The organism is Leptospira koniambonensis, assembly GCF_004769555.1.
In the GTDB taxonomy this organism is placed as follows: Bacteria; Spirochaetota; Leptospiria; order Leptospirales; family Leptospiraceae; genus Leptospira_B; species Leptospira_B koniambonensis.
On the sequence record NZ_RQFY01000011.1, the window covers coordinates 1 to 17,093 of the forward strand.

17 protein-coding genes and 1 tRNA gene are annotated in these 17,093 nt (G+C 40.8%); 11 read left to right on the forward strand and 7 right to left on the reverse strand.

All coding sequences use genetic code 11. The features are described from left to right. From EHQ52_RS20125 to EHQ52_RS17180, 6 genes are all read left to right on the forward strand, one after another. Positions 1-3,253, forward strand: a 3,253-nt coding sequence (locus tag EHQ52_RS20125; RefSeq protein WP_279638308.1) for a polymorphic toxin-type HINT domain-containing protein, incomplete at its 5' end; no start/stop codon positions are given. Positions 3,254-3,276: 23 nt separating this feature from the next. Then, on the forward strand, positions 3,277-4,200 hold the full coding sequence (locus EHQ52_RS17160) for an MORN repeat-containing protein (RefSeq protein WP_135616403.1): 924 nt from the start codon (positions 3,277-3,279) through the stop codon (positions 4,198-4,200). A gap of 258 nt (positions 4,201-4,458) precedes the next feature. Next, the gene (locus EHQ52_RS17165) at positions 4,459-5,106 is read left to right on the forward strand and encodes an alpha/beta hydrolase family protein (protein WP_167492230.1); all 648 of its coding nucleotides are present in this window, start codon (positions 4,459-4,461) and stop codon (positions 5,104-5,106) included. Between the two features lie 386 nt (positions 5,107-5,492). Beyond that, positions 5,493-5,756 carry a putative periplasmic lipoprotein gene (locus EHQ52_RS17170; RefSeq protein WP_135616405.1) on the forward strand — a complete coding sequence of 88 codons (264 nt, stop codon included), beginning with the start codon at positions 5,493-5,495 and terminating at the stop codon, positions 5,754-5,756. Position 5,757: 1 nt separating this feature from the next. Continuing rightward, on the forward strand, positions 5,758-6,117 hold the full coding sequence (locus EHQ52_RS17175; RefSeq protein WP_135616406.1) for a hypothetical protein: 360 nt from the start codon (positions 5,758-5,760) through the stop codon (positions 6,115-6,117). A 117-nt stretch (positions 6,118-6,234) separates the two neighbouring features. After that, a complete protein-coding gene (locus EHQ52_RS17180) occupies positions 6,235-6,636 on the forward strand; it encodes a TIGR04452 family lipoprotein (RefSeq protein ID WP_135616407.1) in 402 nt (133 codons plus the stop codon). 270 nt (positions 6,637-6,906) lie between these two features. Here EHQ52_RS17180 and EHQ52_RS17185 read toward each other — a convergent pair. The 7 genes from EHQ52_RS17185 to EHQ52_RS17215 form a co-directional block, all read right to left on the reverse strand. Further along, a tRNA-Ile gene (locus EHQ52_RS17185) sits at positions 6,907-6,983 on the reverse strand. A gap of 44 nt (positions 6,984-7,027) precedes the next feature. Further along, the gene (locus EHQ52_RS17190) at positions 7,028-7,528 is read right to left on the reverse strand and encodes a hypothetical protein (RefSeq protein WP_135616408.1); all 501 of its coding nucleotides are present in this window, start codon (positions 7,526-7,528) and stop codon (positions 7,028-7,030) included. After that, positions 7,525-8,016: an LIC_11959 family protein gene (locus EHQ52_RS17195; protein ID WP_135616409.1), complete on the reverse strand. Its 492-nt coding sequence runs from the start codon at positions 8,014-8,016 to the stop codon at positions 7,525-7,527. Before EHQ52_RS17195 ends, EHQ52_RS17190 begins: the two co-directional genes overlap by 4 nt. After that, positions 8,016-9,401 (reverse strand): HEAT repeat domain-containing protein, encoded by a 1,386-nt coding sequence (locus EHQ52_RS17200; RefSeq protein WP_208653529.1) that lies wholly within the window; start codon positions 9,399-9,401, stop codon positions 8,016-8,018. Before EHQ52_RS17200 ends, EHQ52_RS17195 begins: the two co-directional genes overlap by 1 nt. Beyond that, complete coding sequence (locus tag EHQ52_RS17205; RefSeq protein WP_100725242.1) at positions 9,334-9,825, reverse strand: response regulator; 492 nt, start codon at positions 9,823-9,825, stop codon at positions 9,334-9,336. The genes EHQ52_RS17200 and EHQ52_RS17205 overlap by 68 nt, the downstream gene beginning before the upstream one ends. Before the next feature lie 111 nt (positions 9,826-9,936). Further along, a complete protein-coding gene (locus EHQ52_RS17210) occupies positions 9,937-11,268 on the reverse strand; it encodes a 6-hydroxymethylpterin diphosphokinase MptE-like protein (RefSeq protein ID WP_135616410.1) in 1,332 nt (443 codons plus the stop codon). A 42-nt stretch (positions 11,269-11,310) separates the two neighbouring features. Further along, a complete protein-coding gene (locus EHQ52_RS17215; protein ID WP_135616411.1) occupies positions 11,311-11,817 on the reverse strand; it encodes a DNA primase in 507 nt (168 codons plus the stop codon). Positions 11,818-11,948: 131 nt separating this feature from the next. Between EHQ52_RS17215 and EHQ52_RS17220 the strand changes: the two genes are divergently transcribed. The 5 genes from EHQ52_RS17220 to EHQ52_RS17240 all read left to right on the forward strand — a co-directional run bounded on the left by EHQ52_RS17220 (position 11,949) and on the right by EHQ52_RS17240 (position 17,006). Beyond that, complete coding sequence (locus EHQ52_RS17220; protein ID WP_135616412.1) at positions 11,949-12,578, forward strand: TlpA family protein disulfide reductase; 630 nt, start codon at positions 11,949-11,951, stop codon at positions 12,576-12,578. Beyond that, positions 12,575-13,270, forward strand: a complete 696-nt coding sequence (locus EHQ52_RS17225; protein ID WP_135616413.1) for a type 1 glutamine amidotransferase — start codon at positions 12,575-12,577, stop codon at positions 13,268-13,270. Before EHQ52_RS17220 ends, EHQ52_RS17225 begins: the two co-directional genes overlap by 4 nt. Before the next feature lie 66 nt (positions 13,271-13,336). Continuing rightward, entirely contained in the window at positions 13,337-16,057 is a 2,721-nt protein-coding gene (gene secA / locus EHQ52_RS17230; RefSeq protein WP_135616414.1) for a preprotein translocase subunit SecA, read from the forward strand. Beyond that, entirely contained in the window at positions 16,054-16,542 is a 489-nt protein-coding gene (locus tag EHQ52_RS17235) for a hypothetical protein (RefSeq protein WP_135616415.1), read from the forward strand. The genes secA and EHQ52_RS17235 overlap by 4 nt, the downstream gene beginning before the upstream one ends. A gap of 107 nt (positions 16,543-16,649) precedes the next feature. Beyond that, entirely contained in the window at positions 16,650-17,006 is a 357-nt protein-coding gene (locus EHQ52_RS17240) for a hypothetical protein (protein ID WP_244244941.1), read from the forward strand. The last annotated feature ends 87 nt before the right edge of the window (positions 17,007-17,093 follow it).

Consider the following 17,093-nt stretch of genomic DNA (forward strand, 5'->3'; position numbering starts at 1 on the left):
GTCACAGAAGCTTGTAGTATTACAATCTTTGGACAGCCTCTATAATATTCCAAAAACCTATGAAGAAACAATAGGTGCCGCCAATAAGGATCTAGGAAAACAACTCGTCCAAAAAGTAATCCAAGATGGCTTTATGCCGGTTGGGGATTTGCTTATTAGGCAAACAGTTGGACCAGACGGACAACCTCAACAACAGATCCTTCCAAACTATACAATCTACGGATATGAAGGCCCTAAACAATTACCAAAAGTAAAAGATAGCGACGGTAAAGAGTGGGATTTAAGTAATTTCAATGCGCTTGCCGCAGATGGAGGACCATCCACCGCAGAACTCCAACAAATGGTTAAGCTTGCAATTAGCGTACTGGATAAGGACTTCAAGAAGACCTACGATCCAGTAAACCAAGAAAACAGAGAAGAGAAGATTGCAGCCTTAGATCCGATGGCCATGGCCAAAGTTATGCAAGCGGCACAGGGATCGTTAAGAAGCTTACTTAGTGATCCAAAATACATGATGGCTAGCGCTTCCGATAAGAAGCTGATGGAACAGAGTGCCATGTCATCCGGCTACTTAGTTGGATCCACAGAAGGTGGAGTCTTCGGAGATTGGCACTTTAATCAATTCTATACGCCTTTAAAATTAAAAGAGAAATACGACCAAATGAAGGCAGAGGGCGAATCCTTAAAGAGCGATGGATTTGCGAGTGCCGTAGGAGATACGGTAGCCTTTGCAGTTCAAATTACTCCGTTAGGATACGTAGTAGATACAAAAGCACTCTCGAATACAGTTTCTAAAGCCTACCATGATAATAAAGAAGTCGTGGATGCAATTACTGCAGTAGCAGCGATTGTAGGTGCGCCGTTTACAGGGGGAGCGTCCCTCATAGCATTCGCAGCTTATAAATCAGTGCAAGGAGCATACGAAGGTGGTGTCTTAGGTGCGGTAGCTGGCGCAGCGAACGTAGGTAATGCTTACTTACAAGGATTAACTGCAGGTGCAGTATCTTATGAAATGTCTTACAGTTATAAAGATGGCTTTGGAGTAAGTGTAGGTGGCGGTTACGGTAAAGCTGGCATAGGAGTTGGAGGAAGTATTTCTTGGAATGCGAAGACAGGAGATATTTCAGGTAGTATAGGACTACAAACAACGTTAGGATCAAGCGGTAGATTGACAGGTAACGTGGGAATGTCGTTTGATAAGAACGGATTTACCGGAGTGGATGCCGGTATTGGTATCGGTTTAGGCACCAAAACCAATGGCAACTATGCCGCCGCACTAAACTTAGGCTTAAGTTATGATAAGAACGCAGGATTTGGGCAGTCAGCCGGATTCTCTGAAAATACGAACAAATATCTACCTCAGTCAAGTTTGGATTACAGCCATACTGCTTTTGGTGGAAATACGTATAGTGTAACTACGCCATCTGTTGCAGGTATGACTGGAACATTATCTTATAATGATATATCGCAAGGTTACACAACTTCTTTAAATGCAAATGGAGCTACAGCATTAACTTACGATTCGATCAGCGGCGATGCAGTTTATAATAAGAATTTCTTTGGTGATGTTGGTAAGGCACAGGCTCTTTCTCTTGGTGGTATGACTGAGGAGGAATATAAGGATCATGTTAAGAACCAGTCTAAATTGAGAGAAGAATCCCTAGGATTGTGGGAAGGAACACTTGGAATTGTAGGATCCGCTTGGGATGGAATCAAGTCTGGTGCCCAGTCTCTCTGGAATGGAGCCGGTTATATGCTTGGTTGGGGGGACTCAACAGGGCATACGATTTACGGAGACGTAGGAAATTATGTAAGCGAGAAATGGACTGAAAAAGTTAAACCAAAATTGAATGCGTTAGGTGAAGGCATTCAATCTGCATGGAATGGAACAGTAGATGCGGTAACAAATGCCGCAAAATATGTAACAGGTTTCTCAGAGGGTGGATATTGGGAGAGAAGGTCAAATGAAGAGACGTATGGAGTAAATATAACGAATAAGGAACTTGCTGGCTCAATGGACCAGTTTACGAAGGATTGGTCTAGGAAAAGCTGCTTTGTAGCAGGGACACTTGTTCATGTGCCTGGAGGATATAAAGCGATCGATCAAATCAAAATGGGAGATCATGTATTATCTTGGAATGAACGAACGGGAGAATATAAATATAAAGAAGTGAGCGAGTTATTCGTTCATGATGTAGTTGAGTTGTTCGATTTAGAAGTAAATGGTGAAGAAAGCTTTCAGGTTACCGGGAACCATCCTTTTTGGGTAGTAGATAAGAATGCGTGGATAGAAGTGAAAGATCTATCTGTGGGTGATACATTACTACTTCATGATCGCTCAAGAGTTCCGGTCACCGGATTGAGGCAATATCATGTAGAACCAACGAAGGTGTATAACCTTGAAGTAGAAGACACCCACACATATGCGGTAGGAGAGAATGGTGTGGTTGTGCATAATTACCAAATTGGTTTTATGGAAGGTATATTGGGGACCATAAATGGTTGGTTCGGAAAACCGGCCCCATTTTTGGATAACCATGAGCAATTAGCACTTGCGGCAGGCTATGAATCGAACATGTCTGAAGCTGAGATCAATGCCTTGAAAGAAGGTATCCGTAATCCGGATGTTCCAGCAAGTGGACTCTTTACGGCTTTAGTAATCGGTTTACAACATGCGGGACTCGGTTTTCTTGTAGATGGGACAGAAACATATAAGTCACATTTTGGTGAAGATCAGTGGAAACATTCTATGGCATCGAAAAAAGGACAAACGAATGAAGAAGCAGTTACTGATATGAAGAATGGACTAAAGAACTTATATGAAAAGGCAAATGATCCTAATATAAGTTATTTGGATAGAGTAAAAATACTGGGAGAAATATTACATACAGTAACGGATGCATTTGCTCTCGGGCACGTAGCTAGAAACGAGAAGGGTGAGATTTATCAAGTCCAGGATTATACGAACCAGGATAGTACATTGCACGGAGGTCCGGATAAGGCGCCTCCTGATGTGGCACCAGGAACTACATCTGCTTTGGACGCGTCCAAAGAGATGATTAGAATGTGGCAAGCAGGTAAAAGCTGGGAGAAAGTAAGCGAATATTTAGACAGTAATGTCTATAACATCGCCGACGGACGAAGGGACGCAATTACAGGTTCCACGAAGGATTATCAGAAAGCGGAATCCGTTCCTTGGACCCTTCCGAGCTGGATGGAAAGACCAAATAATGGTTGGGCTCCCGTACACTAGTAGAATAGAAAGGATAATAAGATATGAGAATCGCATATAAAAGCTACTGGCTACTGTTTCTATGTATGTTTACCATGATGTGCAATCAATGTTCTCCCCCTCGCATGGGGACAAGATACTGTGTAAAGGGTGGATGCAAGAGCGGATATGGAGAGCAAAAAGTAGATTTTTTTGGTCCTGAACAAGGAGATAAATTCCGCGGTTATGCAATTTATAAAGGAGAGTTTAGGGATGGCTTGCGTTGGGGAAGGGGAACGTATGAAAAACGCACAAAGTCAATCGAAGGGGAAAACTACGAGGGTGAGTTTTTAGACGATAATTTCCATGGTTATGGTAAATGGGAGAAGTTACGAACGAGTCCTTGGCCTAAGGAAGAGTTAGATAGTTGTCCTTGGAAGTATGAAGGAGAATTCAAAAAAGGAGTTCCAAATGGTCAAGGGACTTTAACGATGAGAACAGGTAAAGTGTATAGTGGGATCTTTGGTAAGACCTATTATATTGGAGGACTTTGCTACGAAGGGAACTGCGAAAATGGAAAAGGTTCTGTGATCCATTGGAATGGTCTACATTATCGTGGTGAATTTAAAAATAGAAACTGGAACGGCCAAGGAACGGAGTATGATGCAAACAATCATGTAAAGTATGTTGGTAGTTTTAAAGACGGAAGATATGAAGGCTATGGTGTTCAGATACGCTACGATAATACTAGTTTATATAAAAATGGGAATTGGAATGATCCAGAGCCTTACGCACGCTATGAAGGAATGTTTGTGGATGGAAATATGAATGGATATGGTAAGCTTATTTTTCCTGGCAATGGTCCAGATGGGAAGGATGATATACAAGAGGGAGAATGGGATGGTAAACATCATTGCAGTGGACCAAAATGTAATGGGGCTTTAAAACCTCCTTCAGAAGAAGAGTGGGGAGAGGACGCTAATCAATAAATGGAAAAAAAGAAATCTATTGTTTTACTTATTGGAAGGATTGCTGGAATCTTTCTGTTTCTATTGACTTGTCGAACGTATTCTATCCGGATCTTGGAATCAACACCGATCCATCCAGGAAATTATATTAAGGCAAGGGAGGAGTTTTCATCTAAGAAAATCCAACCTAAAGCAAAATTACAATATTCCAAGAGTATAGTTCCTTCCGGAGCAAAGGAAGTATATTACCAATCTGGAAATTTACAACTGTCAGCTTGGTTGAGTGAAACTCCAAATGACGATATAAAACATCCAGCAGTAGTATATGCGCATGGAGGATTTTCAAAAGACCATCGCGATTGGCCAGATCTTAAACCGTTTATAGAAGCGGGTTTTATCGTATTGTATCCCTCATGGAGATCGGAAGATGGAAATGCAGGGGATTTTGAGTTTTTATACGGTGAAGTAGAGGATGCGATCGCCGCAGGTAAATATTTGGCGGATTTACCCTATGTCGATTCTAATTCTATCTACATTTGTGGCCATAGCATAGGTGCTTCTATAACTTTGTTTTCTGCGATGTTGCCTTCTCCATTTAAAAAAGCCGCGGCGATGGAACCGAATATTAAGACATCATATTTGATCGGCGACTTTGAATATTTTGTGGCCTTTGATGTGGAAAACCCGAAGGAAGTAGGGATCCGATCGCCACTTTCTTACGCAGAGAGTTTACAGATTCCCCTTCTTATATTACATGGCAAACATGACTATGAATCTCGCGGGAAAGTTTTTTTTGAGAAAGCGCGAAAAGCTGGACTGGATGTGGATTACAAGATAATCTTTGGAGATCATTTTACGGTGGTTCGAGAGGGGATTCCGACAGCAATTCAATATTTTTTGGGGACTGCAAAGTTAGTAAATCCATAAAACCAAAAGTATTCTTTAGTGTCCTGATCCAAAAACCGCCCTGTGCAGAGTATGCATTAAAAAATAGTAAACTAGTTTATTGCGTAGATAAAATAACTTTTTTTGGCAGAGATCATTCTGAGAATGAAGGATTGGACATAGAAGATCGTTTTTCTTAATCTCCGCGTGAGAAACGAGATCCGGGCTAAAGGCCTAAGCAGAGGCCATAGGCGGTGCAGCTTTTCTAATTTAACATTAGTTTCTGTTTCTGCATTCGGTGGAAGATGTTTTAATTTTAGGAGATTATTAACTGAAATATTCGATAATTCGAATTTATAAAGAGTTAGTTGTTATTGACTCTCTGAATTTACACGCAAAAATTAGCAAAATTTAAAACAGAGGAAAGAATGAAAAGAATTCTGATATTAAGTACAGCTTTAGTTCTTATGACAGGCTGCTTTACGATTGGTCGTGTCGGTTACGTAGTTCCAGCTCAAAATGATTCAGCTGAACTATCCGAGGAAATTATTGGAGAGGATTGTCCTTTCGTGGTAACTAATGTCCTGAACGATCTGAATAAGAACATAGAAAGTAAAGGTAAAGGTGACCTATCTAAAGTTGGGCTTAAATTTACAGCAGGGAATTGCGCACAAGCAAGGAGTTTGAAATAATATGAAAAGAGGAATTAAGTTTTCCATTTTACTATTCGCTTTTGCTCTTGCTGCAAACTGCTCCTATAACTGGGGTCAGTTCAATAGATATGCTGTAGTTGCTCCAGCTAATTTAGAAGTAGTTGGTAGTGGAGAAAGAGTAGTAGGTCGTGATTGTGGCTTTTCTCCTTCACGTTGGTATTCTAACAGTATAGCTGAAGCAGTTCGAGATGCTTTAATTGCTGCACCTGGATCAACTGGTTTAAAAGATGTGGATGTAAAAGCTAGATCTTATCATTATTTTTTCTTAAGCTGTGTAGAAGTTGAAGGAACTCCTGTTAAAGAAGTTGTAGCTGAGAAAAAAACAAATAAGAAAAAGTAGAATATATCAAATAGATTAATATATTTCTCTTTTGGTATGGAGAGTCTTATTCATTTAATGTGCTTAGGACTCTCTTTTACGTTTTCTGTCTTCTTTTGATAATATTTGAGGTATAAAATGCGAATCCTTACTGCTATATTGTTTTTAAGTTTTTTCATTAGATGTTCAGAAATAGGGCAGCCAAATTCATTTCGCGGAAATGAAGCTAAGGAAAAGTTAATATTAGCTGCTGAAATCGGAGACTATGCAGCCTACAAGGCAGTATTTACTGAGCAAGGGTTGACTGGATCGGATTTAGAAAATCGCACTACGGAAGAAGTGCTTAATGCAACTTTAATAAATTTAACAGTGATTGATTTGGATTCTTCCAAGTTCTATACAAAAGCTAAAATAGGCGAATGCGAGACAGTATTGCAGACCTACGGAGTCCTTTTGAAAATCAGTTCATATATTACATATTCAACTTTTGACGAATGCGATTTTTCTTCAGCAGGTATAATTGCTACGAAGAAAAAATAAGTTACATTGAGTGATTTTGCACCTGCAACCCGGAGATTCTGCATCTGCTGTATCGGCAAATGGGAAAAAAACGTTGGGCCCAGAAGGACTTGCCGTTACGCAGTCTCACATCCTGCTCGACTAAGCTCCACGGCGTCTTTTGCACTCGCTTCACCATCCTGGCTCGCGGCGCATTTGCGACGCTTCCTATGGGTCGCTGCAAATACTTTCGTGCAAAAGCTTCAAGCCCTTCTGGGCCGATTTAACTGAAATTGAAATATGGGAAAAAAATGGTGGGCCCAGAAGGACTTGAACCTTCGACCCGCAGATTATGAGTCTGCTGCTCTAACCAACTGAGCTATAGGCCCGGAGGCTCCATTTTTTGAGAACCACGCCTCCTAGCAAGTCGATTTTATTGAGCGTTTAGGTAACGGTTCGGATTAGAAAACCATTCTTTCAGGTCTTGGCGTTCTTTGTAAAAAGCGATATAGAATGTGTAAGCCTTATCTTCTTTTCGGAGCAGGAAGAAATAGAGTTGGAGTGGATTTCCACCGGAATTGTCCTCTTTGGACCAACGTAGTATCTCCGTCCTGGAGATGCTGAATTTTTCAGGTGTTGTGTTTGGAAACACAGCTTCTAATACCTTGGTTCCAAGAGTTTCTTCGCCGACTCTGTCCAGTTTGCGCCAGATTACAAGCCATGGTCTGTCTTTGAGAGGAACTGCTCTCCAACGGTTTCTAGATTCGGTGCGGACCAGTGCTTTTTCTGGGAAATCGATCTTAATAAAATCTTCTGTGAATGTTTCTCCCGGTTGGTAGACTTTTTGGTCTGGATCTAATGGAACTGAATCTAAAGATATACTCGTAAGGATGAATAAGAACGGAAAAATTTTGAAGAAGGGGAGACGGATCAAAAGATGATTTCCTCTAAGATCAATTCTCTATATTTTACTAGTAGGAATACTGGGATGGATTGTTTTTCTTTTCTGTCTGCGAGTGTATCTTCTCCCTTCTTCTTAAATCTTCGAATCGTTTTGTTTTCGAATACGAATACTCCTTGGTATTCTCCTGTGACTTCGTAAGGCGCACCGGAAGCTAATTTAGAAACATATTTTCTTAATCTTCTATCGAATTTATTATCTCTATATTTATAATATAATGTATGTCCGTTCCAATCATAGAATACTACGTAGTTCTCCTTTAGGCCTTGGTAATATAGTTTGATTGTTTCCGGATAATTAGGAGAAGAATCCGTTAAAGATTCTTTTATGTCGAGGGCTCTAGGTTCTTTTAGAGTGATTGTCCCGCGATAAGTATTTCCTGCAGGTTCTGCATCCAATCTTCTCCCATCCGATGTAGGTATCAAACAAAGGATTGCGGATAGGAGAAGGAATTGTTTCATTAATCGTTTTCCAGATCCTCAGATTCTCCGCCGGAAGGTTTTCCTCCTCCGGAAGAACCACCGCCGCCTGAACCGGATTCGCCACCACTGCTTCCTCCAGAAGAAGATCCGCTACCTTCTCCGCTTAATGGAACCGGATTGGAACCTTCTCCACCACCGCCGCTTGTTCTAGATCTTCTGGAAGAAGAACTAGAACCTCCAGCTTTTCTGGTACTCGTATCTTTTGCTGGTTTAGTCTCTGCACTTGCCGGAACAAAACTTGGATCTAGTTTTTTGCGAAGTTGGTCTAACGCATTTTGGGCAGCACGTTTTACTTTTTCACTAGGATCTCTTTGCGCCTTATATTCTAAAATTTCGATAACCGCAGGATCTTCTGTTTCTGCCAAATGTTTGATGGCACGAAGTCGGACCATTGCATCGTCGTCTCTTGCGAATGAATATAATTCTTCTATAATTTCCTTATCTCCTAAGGAAACGAGAGCAGTGATCGTATGTATCTTAAGTGCTTGGTAATCTTGGATATCGTTCTTGGATTTTAAGGCGCGGATCTTTTCCAGAAGTTCTCTAAGTGGAGTGATTGCAGCTTCCGATTTGATCTTTCCGAGTGCGTTTACTGAATAAGCGCGAAGTGTGATCGGTTCTTTTTCGTCTTTTACAGTTGCGATCAGAACATTCTCGATCGAGGACTTTTTTACTTTTCCGAAATAGAGAGCGATCTGTGCTCTTATTTCTGGATCATTAAATTTCTCCTGGAATCTTGCTTCTAATACAGAGAATGGTTCGCTTGCCTGAGGAAATTCAGCCAAGGTTTCAATGAGAGCGATGAGGAAATTCGAATTTTTGGTAAAATCCTGGCTTTTGAGTAATTCAGTTAAAACAGGAATTCCAGAATCGAATTTAAGCTTTTTGACTACATAAACTGCTTCTTTCTGCACGTCTTGTTGGTCATGTTTTAATAATGCGATGATCTTATCTTCGAATTGTGTAAGTTTTAAGATCCCAGAAATTCTAAGAGCATAAATTTTCATGGACCAATCCGGATCCTTGGAAAGGATCACTCCGACTTGGTCGTACAATTCTCCTGCGTCTTCTTTTGGAAAATCTTCTAGCTCTCTGAGAGCACTTGCTCTTTCTTTTGTGGTTCCGTATTTTAAGACCTTAGAGAGAACTTCTTTCTTTTTGCGGATCTGTTCTTCCGTATATTTAGGCTTAGGCGGAGCTTCTTTTGCGGCCAAGGAGCCGAAAGATAATAAACAAAGTACTAGGGAGAACGAGTAAATGTTTCCTAGGGAAATTTTACCGGACTGATTCAGCTGGTTATTCGCCTGTTTGCTGCAGTTTGCGGTTTTCTTCTTCGAGGTCCTTAATTCTTCTGTTAAGCTCATTGACTAAATGTTGATTCTCCAGGTTCTGCCGGAACTTTTCTATCAAAGATCGGATGTCTTTTGTTAGATCCTCTATGTTCCATGGTTTTTCCACGTATCTGCTCAATCCCCCGAAATTTATCGCATGGATGGCCGAATCCAAACCGGCCTGACCGGTGAGCAGAATTTTGATCGAATCAGGAGACCGTTTATGGACCGATTCCAGAAAATCGGCGCCTTTCATACCGGGCATCACTTGATCCGTAATGATAACTTCGATCACATAACCGGAAGCTTGGATCTCATCCAATAAGGCAAGTGCCTCTTCAGCGCTTCTTGCGGTTTCGATCTCGTGAGTTTTTCCGAACTCATTATGAAGCTGTTCCTGGAGAGTCTCCAGTACCGACACTTCATCATCGACACAAATAATATAACCTTTATTCATAATCCTAAACCGAAAGGTTGGCCGGTTTCCCGGAACTAGAGAGTTTTAGAGAATTCTCTCTGAATGTCAAGTAGTAGAATTCCTCTTCTTGTAGGATCTTCGACTGAAAAATTAGATTCTTGGGTCTAAAAGCCTAGTTTCTCTGGGAAGAAGGTTCTGGATCTCACTCGGAAGATCCGAAATTCCGGAACAAAGTTTTCTCCAGTTCTGTCCGGAGCCAGGAAAAGAAGAAGGATAACTGTCCAATGAATTTTCCCAACCTGAGAATTCCCGAGCCTTAGAATCGATTTCCGAAAGAATCGGGATTGGACTCCATTTTTGTAATATTTCTAGGACGCTCGTTCTCGTTCTCCATCGAGGTTCAGGTGTATATCTCGAATTGTATAAGCTTCTCTTGCGATTGATGAAAAACCTATCGTATCTTTCGTAACCTGTGGATCTACAGTGAGTTTTTCCTCCTTCTCTTTCGAAACCAAATCCTTTCAATAGAACGGATTCTGCTCCTAAGGATCGGAGTAGTGAAACTGCAAGGCCTGCCACGTTTAAGGTTGGATTTTCCAAGATTGGGGCTTTCGGATAAAATTTTGCTCCCAGTATCTGATCCAATGGATGGGTAGAAAGATAGATGATCTTTGGATTTTTGAGGTCGAAGATCCTACAAGCTCCTCCAAACCAAGTGAAGATTGGAATATTCTCAGGAATGTACTCCGGAAAATGGTAGAATGTTCCAAGTCCGCTGTCTATGGAAAGCACGGCATGTGGTTGGATATCATTTTCTAATAAATATCCAAGTGCAGTGTCTGAGCTAAGTAAGAATAATTTTTCTTTATTTTGGCGGATCCAATCGATCTCAAATTCTAAATTTGGCGAAGCTCCTACAAAACATCCAATTCTTCCAGGCTTTGGCGAAAGAGTTTTTCCTAAGATTCGATACGAGTCTGGACTTTCTGAGGATTTTTTCAGATGTTTGAAGAAGTTTCTGACCCATAGTCTTCCGAATTCCTGCTTCGCGAGTTTGTTTTGAAAAACAGATTCCTTTTTTTGGAAGAAGGAGAACATCCTTTCGCTCAGTTCAGGATAACGTCTGGAATAATTCGGGTGAATGAATATTCGCAGGTTCTTAGTGGAAGAAGGCATCCAGTCGGATCTATCTAAGTTTTCAAACTTCTCCCAACCATAATATACAGGAACTCCGCCTAATTTTTCCTTAAGTTCAGCTCCAACTAAGGGTTCTAGTTCGGAAAATGGTTCTAAGAGTAGGATTTTTGTAGTATCTTCGACAGATTTCAAATAAGAAATCGCATGATACCCGCAGCCAATCCCAATGATTACCAGGAATTCGTCTTTTTGGAGTGGAGAAGGAATAGAAAGGGAGATTCTCTCTCCCTCTTTGATTGGATTTTGTGTGGAATGTAGATGGAAGGAGGAATTCTCCTCCTTCAAATTATTAGAACCGTCAGATTGCCGGACAAGCTGGAAGATAGATTAATCCTCTTCTTTTTCTGTTTCCTCTTCCTCATCGTCGTCGGAATCATCATCATCATCGTTGTCTTCTTCGTCTTCATCCTCGTCGTCATCGGAATCATCTTCCTCTTCGTCGTAGGATTCTCCCTCTTCGCCATCTTCCATGTCCATAAGAGGTTTCGCAGCTTCTTCTGGAATGAAATCTTCTTCCATATCTTCTTCTGCGATTGGTGCTTGAGGAGCTTCGAATAGTCCGTTGAATTGGGAATACGTGGCTCCGTTGCCTTGAGCTTCTGCTTCAGTGATAGCTCTTTCTTCTTTAGTTACGTATTTATACTGAACTTCGTCGTTTGCGAGTGCAAACATCGCTTGGACTGCAAGTTTGCGTCCTTTGATTTTTTTAGGTAATTCGAGTCTGTCGATTCTATCCAGGATTTGGAAGCCGGCTACGGCTCTTTCGTACTTGTTTTTTTTGGCCAGTTCAATCAAAGTTACAATATCGAATTCTGAATTCTGGTTCTGGGTCATTTTGTATTCCTGAGAGGGGATAGAGGCCTTTGAAACTACCATCATTCTCAATTTCTCTTCTCTGTCAATCCCTTATATCTTTCGTTTATTCCTTGAATTCTGGGGAGAATCTCCGATTTTGGTAAACGCCCATGGATTCTCAGGCCAACTCCGATTCCAGGCTTAGTGTTCCCTTTTCCAAGGGAATTTTCTTCCGCCTAATCCCTTTATTAATAACGAGCCTTCTTACAGTTTGTGCTCCGTCAGAACAATCCAATCTAGGTGTCCAAGATTTTGAAGGCATCAGTTTGGAAGGAGACAATATCCGAATATCGGATATCGCTGCAGACCGTATTGCATTGAATGTATACGGGCCGAATTGTCCTCCTTGCGAAAAAGAAATTCCAGTTTTAAATTATCTGAATGCAGAACTGAAAAAAACTCCGCATATCAAGTTATACATGGTCGTTGACCCGGATGTATTTTTTGATAATCCGGAAGCTCTTTCTACAGAACAAAAAATGAAACAAGCTGCGATTCTGATGAAAGAAGAAGTTAAAAAATTCGGGATACAACTTCCAGTCATCATTATGAAGCCACCATTCAAAGTGGTCCGTACAGATGGACTCGTAACTGGAACTCCTGAAACACTTCTATTCAAAACAAAACCTTTGATCTTATATTATAATTTTATCGGGGCTATCAGCGAAGAGTCTGATCCAAATAAAATCCCTAAAAATATGAAAGTGATCTTCTTCAAAAGAATGGCCGGGCAATCATGAGATGTCTCATCGTTCGGTTCAAGGACTGCGAAGGTCCTGGAACTCTATTAGATTCTTTGCAAGCTAGGAATTATAGGATTACCTATCATAACGCGTATGATGAACGTGTGCATATCGTTCCTGCAGCTCACCAAATGTTTGATCTGGTTGTATTCTTAGGCGGACCTCAAACAGTTCATGACCCAAGTCAGCATAAATTTTTCAAACCTTGGCTGGAACTTGCATCTCATCTGGTATCTATGAAAGATAAGAAGGTGATCGGTATTTGTTTGGGTTCTCAAATTTTAGCAACTGTTTTAGGAGCTAAGGTCTACGAAGGGGAGAAGGGACCAGAAGTAGGGTTCTCAGATGTAAAAGTGGTGAATCCTTCTAATCCTGCATTTTCTAAATTGAGCGGTACTTCTTCTTTTCCTGCATTCCATTTACATGAGGATGTATTCGAGATCCCTAAAGGTGCGGATCATTTGTTACAGGGTAGTTTTTATTCTAACCAGATGTTTGGATATGAGAACCGAGTATTCGGTATACAGTGTCATCTGGAAGTAACAGAAAATATGCTAGGCGTTTGGAAGAATGTACATTCTGAGTTTATTAAAAAAGCAGGATGGATTCCCGGACCCGAAACGGAAGATCTTAGGTCTCAGATGGAAAGAGCAGGCAGAGCGCTCTTTGAAGGAATTTTGGATTTATAATATTTTTATCCAATGTCCCGAACTACGGGACTATTATTTTGAATTGAAACGGTTGATGGTGCATACATGATTCAGAAATTACTCAGGGTTCTATTCGGAAGTAAATACGAAAGAGATCTTAAAAGACTCACTCCGATTGTAGTCCAAATCAATTCTTTGGAAGAGTCCATGCGCTCTCTAAACGATTCTGAACTTTCTTCTCAGACTAGAAAGTTCAAAGAGAGACTCGCTAAAGGGGAGACATTGGATGATATTCTTCCAGAAGCATTCGCTACTGTAAGAGAAGCAGCCTTAAGAAAATTAGGGATGCGCCATTTCGATGTGCAGATGATGGGCGGTATTTCTCTTCATTGGGGAAATATCTCCGAGATGAAAACTGGAGAAGGTAAAACTCTAACTTCTACACTTGCAGTTTATCTAAATGCGTTGGCCGGTAAAGGTGTTCATGTTGTTACAGTGAACGATTACCTGGCAAGAAGGGACGCTTTGTGGATGAAGCCGATCTATGATTTCTTGGATTTAACTGTTGGGATCATCCAGCATGATATGGAACATGATGATCGTAAGAATGCTTATTCTTCTGATATCACATACGGAACTAATAACGAGTATGGATTTGATTATCTGAGAGATAATATGGTTTCTCATATTGATCATAAAGTACAAAGAAGTCATTACTTTGCGATCGTGGATGAGGTAGACTCGATTTTGATCGACGAAGCAAGAACTCCACTTATCATTTCGGGTCCTTCTGACGAATCCACAGACAAATATACTCGTATTGATAAGATCATTCCTAAACTCGTTGAGGGAGAAGATTACGAGAAGGATGAGAAGGCCAAAAACACTCTGATGACAGAAAAGGGTGTTGCCCATGTCGAAGAGATCCTTGGGATCGAAAACTTATACGCTCCTCAAAACGTGGATTTAGTTCATCACGTTCACCAAGCATTAAAAGCTCATAAAATATTCCAAAGAGACGTGGACTATGTGGTCCAAAACGGAGAAGTGATTATTGTAGATGAGTTCACTGGGCGTTTGATGTCCGGTAGGAGATACTCTGACGGACTTCACCAAGCTTTGGAAGCAAAGGAAGGAGTTACGATTGCAAGGGAATCCCAAACTCTTGCAAGTATCACTTTCCAGAACTATTTCAGATTATACGAAAAACTTTCAGGTATGACTGGAACAGCTGATACAGAAGCAGAAGAATTCCATAAGATCTATAATTTAGATGTAATTGTAATTCCTCCGAACGTTCCTGTTCAAAGAAAGGACGCGGCTGATAGAGTTTATAGAACTGAAAAAGAAAAGTTCACGGCTATCTTAAATGAGATCAAAGATTGTAGAGATAAAAAACAGCCTGTTCTTGTCGGTACGATCTCCATCGAAAAATCTGAGGTCCTTGCTAGACTTTTAGCTCAAGCTGGAATTGCACATAACGTTCTTAACGCTAAGTTCCACGAAAAAGAAGCAGAGATTATTGCAAACGCGGGAAAACCCGCAGCGGTTACAATTGCTACGAACATGGCAGGAAGGGGAACTGACATCGTTTTAGGCGGGGCCCAGTTATTTAAAGAAAGTCTGGAATCTTGGAAAGAATCCGATCCTGTAATCAGCGAATTTAAAGAAGCAGTAGTTCGTGCAGATTTTGAAAGAGCAGAATCCGTTTCTCAAAGATTAGATTCTCAAACAAAAAAATCTAAAGCAAATGATATCTTAACCAGCGCAAAGATCTGGAGAAAGAACCATGAAGAGGTTCTGGAAGCAGGCGGTCTTCATATTTTAGGAACAGAAAGACATGAGGCGAGAAGGATAGACAACCAGCTTAGAGGTCGTTCCGGTCGTCAGGGAGATCCAGGTTCTAGTAGATTCTACCTTTCCTTACAAGATGATCTAATGAGGATTTTCGGATCCGATAGGATTTCGGGCATCATGGAAAGACTCAAGATGCCGGAAGGACAAGAGATTGAGCACCCGATGGTGTCTAACGCAATTGCCAGGGCGCAAAAAAGGGTAGAAGGTCATAACTTCGATATTCGTAAGCACCTCTTGGAATATGATGATGTGATGAACCGTCAAAGGATCGTTATCTATAAGATGAGAAACGAAGTCCTGGAAGGCGGAGATGTTACCGGTCAGGCAAAAAGTTTCTTAGAAGAAATGATAGAAGCCCAAGTAGTTGCTACCTGCGAAGGTGGAAATCCTAACGGTTGGGAATGGGATGTTTTAAAAGAATGGTTCGAAGGACTCGGACTTCCTTGGAAAGTAGACCAAGACGAAATTAAAAAATCCAAAAATCCTCAATTAGCTATTTTTGATTCTTTGAATAATGCTGCTCAAGGTTTCTATCAAGAAAAGGCAGACCGCATAGGCGGGGATGTTTGGAAACTTTTAGAAAGAAATATCTTCTTAGATATTCTAGATCATCGCTGGAAAGAACATCTATATTCCATGGACCATCTGAGAGAAGGTATCTGGACTGTTGGTTACGGAGAAAAGAATCCTCTCGTAGAATATAAACTACAAGGTTTTAGATTATTTGACCAAGCAATCGAGAACATGAAATATGAGATCGTTAGCTTCCTCGTACGTGTAGAAGTTACCGAAAAAACTCAGTTGCCTGAAGAGAAAAAAGAGTATAAAAAAGTAGGACAAGAGCTTACTGGAGGCTTCCAAGAATTGCAGGGGGCTAAGCCTAAAAATCCTGCTGCAGAAGCAATGCCAGTGACTTCCGGAGGCGGCGGTTCTTCTGAAAGGAAAACCAGTAGGAGAAAAAGAAAATGAGATCCTCATTTGTATTCGTATTTACTCTTTCTTTGTTCTCTATTCTTCAGTGTGCGTATTTTTCGCCTGAAACGAATCGAGAATCTAAGAGCCCGAAACGTTTGTATTCTGAATGTATGGAAACATTTGCAGACGATGCAAAGTGTAAAGAATTCGTACTCAAATCTATTCCTGACGCGGACATAAGTTTATTAGGTAAAGATGCGGATCCAAATGTTGTAGAGGCCTCGGTAAATATTTTTATACGTTCTGAGCTGATCCGTTCTTTACTGAGCCAAAATAAATTATATGTAAAAAACAAACTAGGTGAGCCGGACGAAAAAAGAGTCGTGAACAATTGGGCACCAGGAATGGAAGAATGGTTATATTATAGGCCTATTTCTAAATTTGCAGAAGGTTCAAGACCAGATCGAGAGATCCTGATACGCTTTCAGCGCGGTACAGTAGTCCATGTAGGTTATACTCCACCTAGCCCTAATCGTTAGTTAATCTTCTATTTAATTCAACAAAAACATATTGGAATATTAAGCATTTCCTCGTAATATATAGTTAGGATTGACGGAATATACACCTATATTCCTTTGGCTTAATAGTGCGGCGCATACCTTACATTCTGCTGATTTTATTACAGATAGCTCTGGTAGTCTTTTCATCTACTTTGGAATGGGTAGATAAGGACTTAGAAAGCCGTGCCATTTCTTTATCCCAAACAAAGAAAAATATTTCCACCGCCCTTGAATCGGATCTTACGGATTCTGAAGGACTACTTTATACTCAAGCTAGAGAAAGAGACAGCAGACTTGTTGATTTTATAGCTGATGAGTTGGTTGGTTGTCCTTGGTCCCCATCCACATTCGATTCTAAGATCGTTAATGTAGACGGTCGATATAGATCAAACCGACATCTCCACTTTTCCCTAACAAATCTTCCCCCACCTAACCTGGCTTAATTACTAATATTACTTTCGGAACGATTTTCGCGCCCTAGGTCTATGATCTTCGTTCCATAGGGGGTCTTTGCGTAAGCTTAAAGCTAT

Bases quoted from the DNA above. Each gene is read 5' to 3' on its own strand.
- EHQ52_RS17160 (WP_135616403.1), top strand. From the start codon at position 3,277: ATGAGAATCGCATATAAAAGCTACTGGCTACTGTTTCTATGTATGTTT.
- EHQ52_RS17170 (WP_135616405.1), top strand. From the start codon at position 5,493: ATGAAAAGAATTCTGATATTAAGTACAGCTTTAGTTCTTATGACAGGC.
- EHQ52_RS17175 (WP_135616406.1), top strand. From the start codon at position 5,758: ATGAAAAGAGGAATTAAGTTTTCCATTTTACTATTCGCTTTTGCTCTT.
- EHQ52_RS17180 (WP_135616407.1), top strand. From the start codon at position 6,235: ATGCGAATCCTTACTGCTATATTGTTTTTAAGTTTTTTCATTAGATGT.
- EHQ52_RS17195 (WP_135616409.1), bottom strand. From the start codon at position 8,016: ATGAAACAATTCCTTCTCCTATCCGCAATCCTTTGTTTGATACCTACA.
- EHQ52_RS17200 (WP_208653529.1), bottom strand. From the start codon at position 9,401: ATGAGCTTAACAGAAGAATTAAGGACCTCGAAGAAGAAAACCGCAAAC.
- EHQ52_RS17205 (WP_100725242.1), bottom strand. From the start codon at position 9,825: ATGAATAAAGGTTATATTATTTGTGTCGATGATGAAGTGTCGGTACTG.
- EHQ52_RS17215 (WP_135616411.1), bottom strand. From the start codon at position 11,817: ATGACCCAGAACCAGAATTCAGAATTCGATATTGTAACTTTGATTGAA.
- EHQ52_RS17220 (WP_135616412.1), top strand. From the start codon at position 11,949: ATGGATTCTCAGGCCAACTCCGATTCCAGGCTTAGTGTTCCCTTTTCC.
- EHQ52_RS17225 (WP_135616413.1), top strand. From the start codon at position 12,575: ATGAGATGTCTCATCGTTCGGTTCAAGGACTGCGAAGGTCCTGGAACT.
- secA (WP_135616414.1), top strand. From the start codon at position 13,337: ATGATTCAGAAATTACTCAGGGTTCTATTCGGAAGTAAATACGAAAGA.
- EHQ52_RS17235 (WP_135616415.1), top strand. From the start codon at position 16,054: ATGAGATCCTCATTTGTATTCGTATTTACTCTTTCTTTGTTCTCTATT.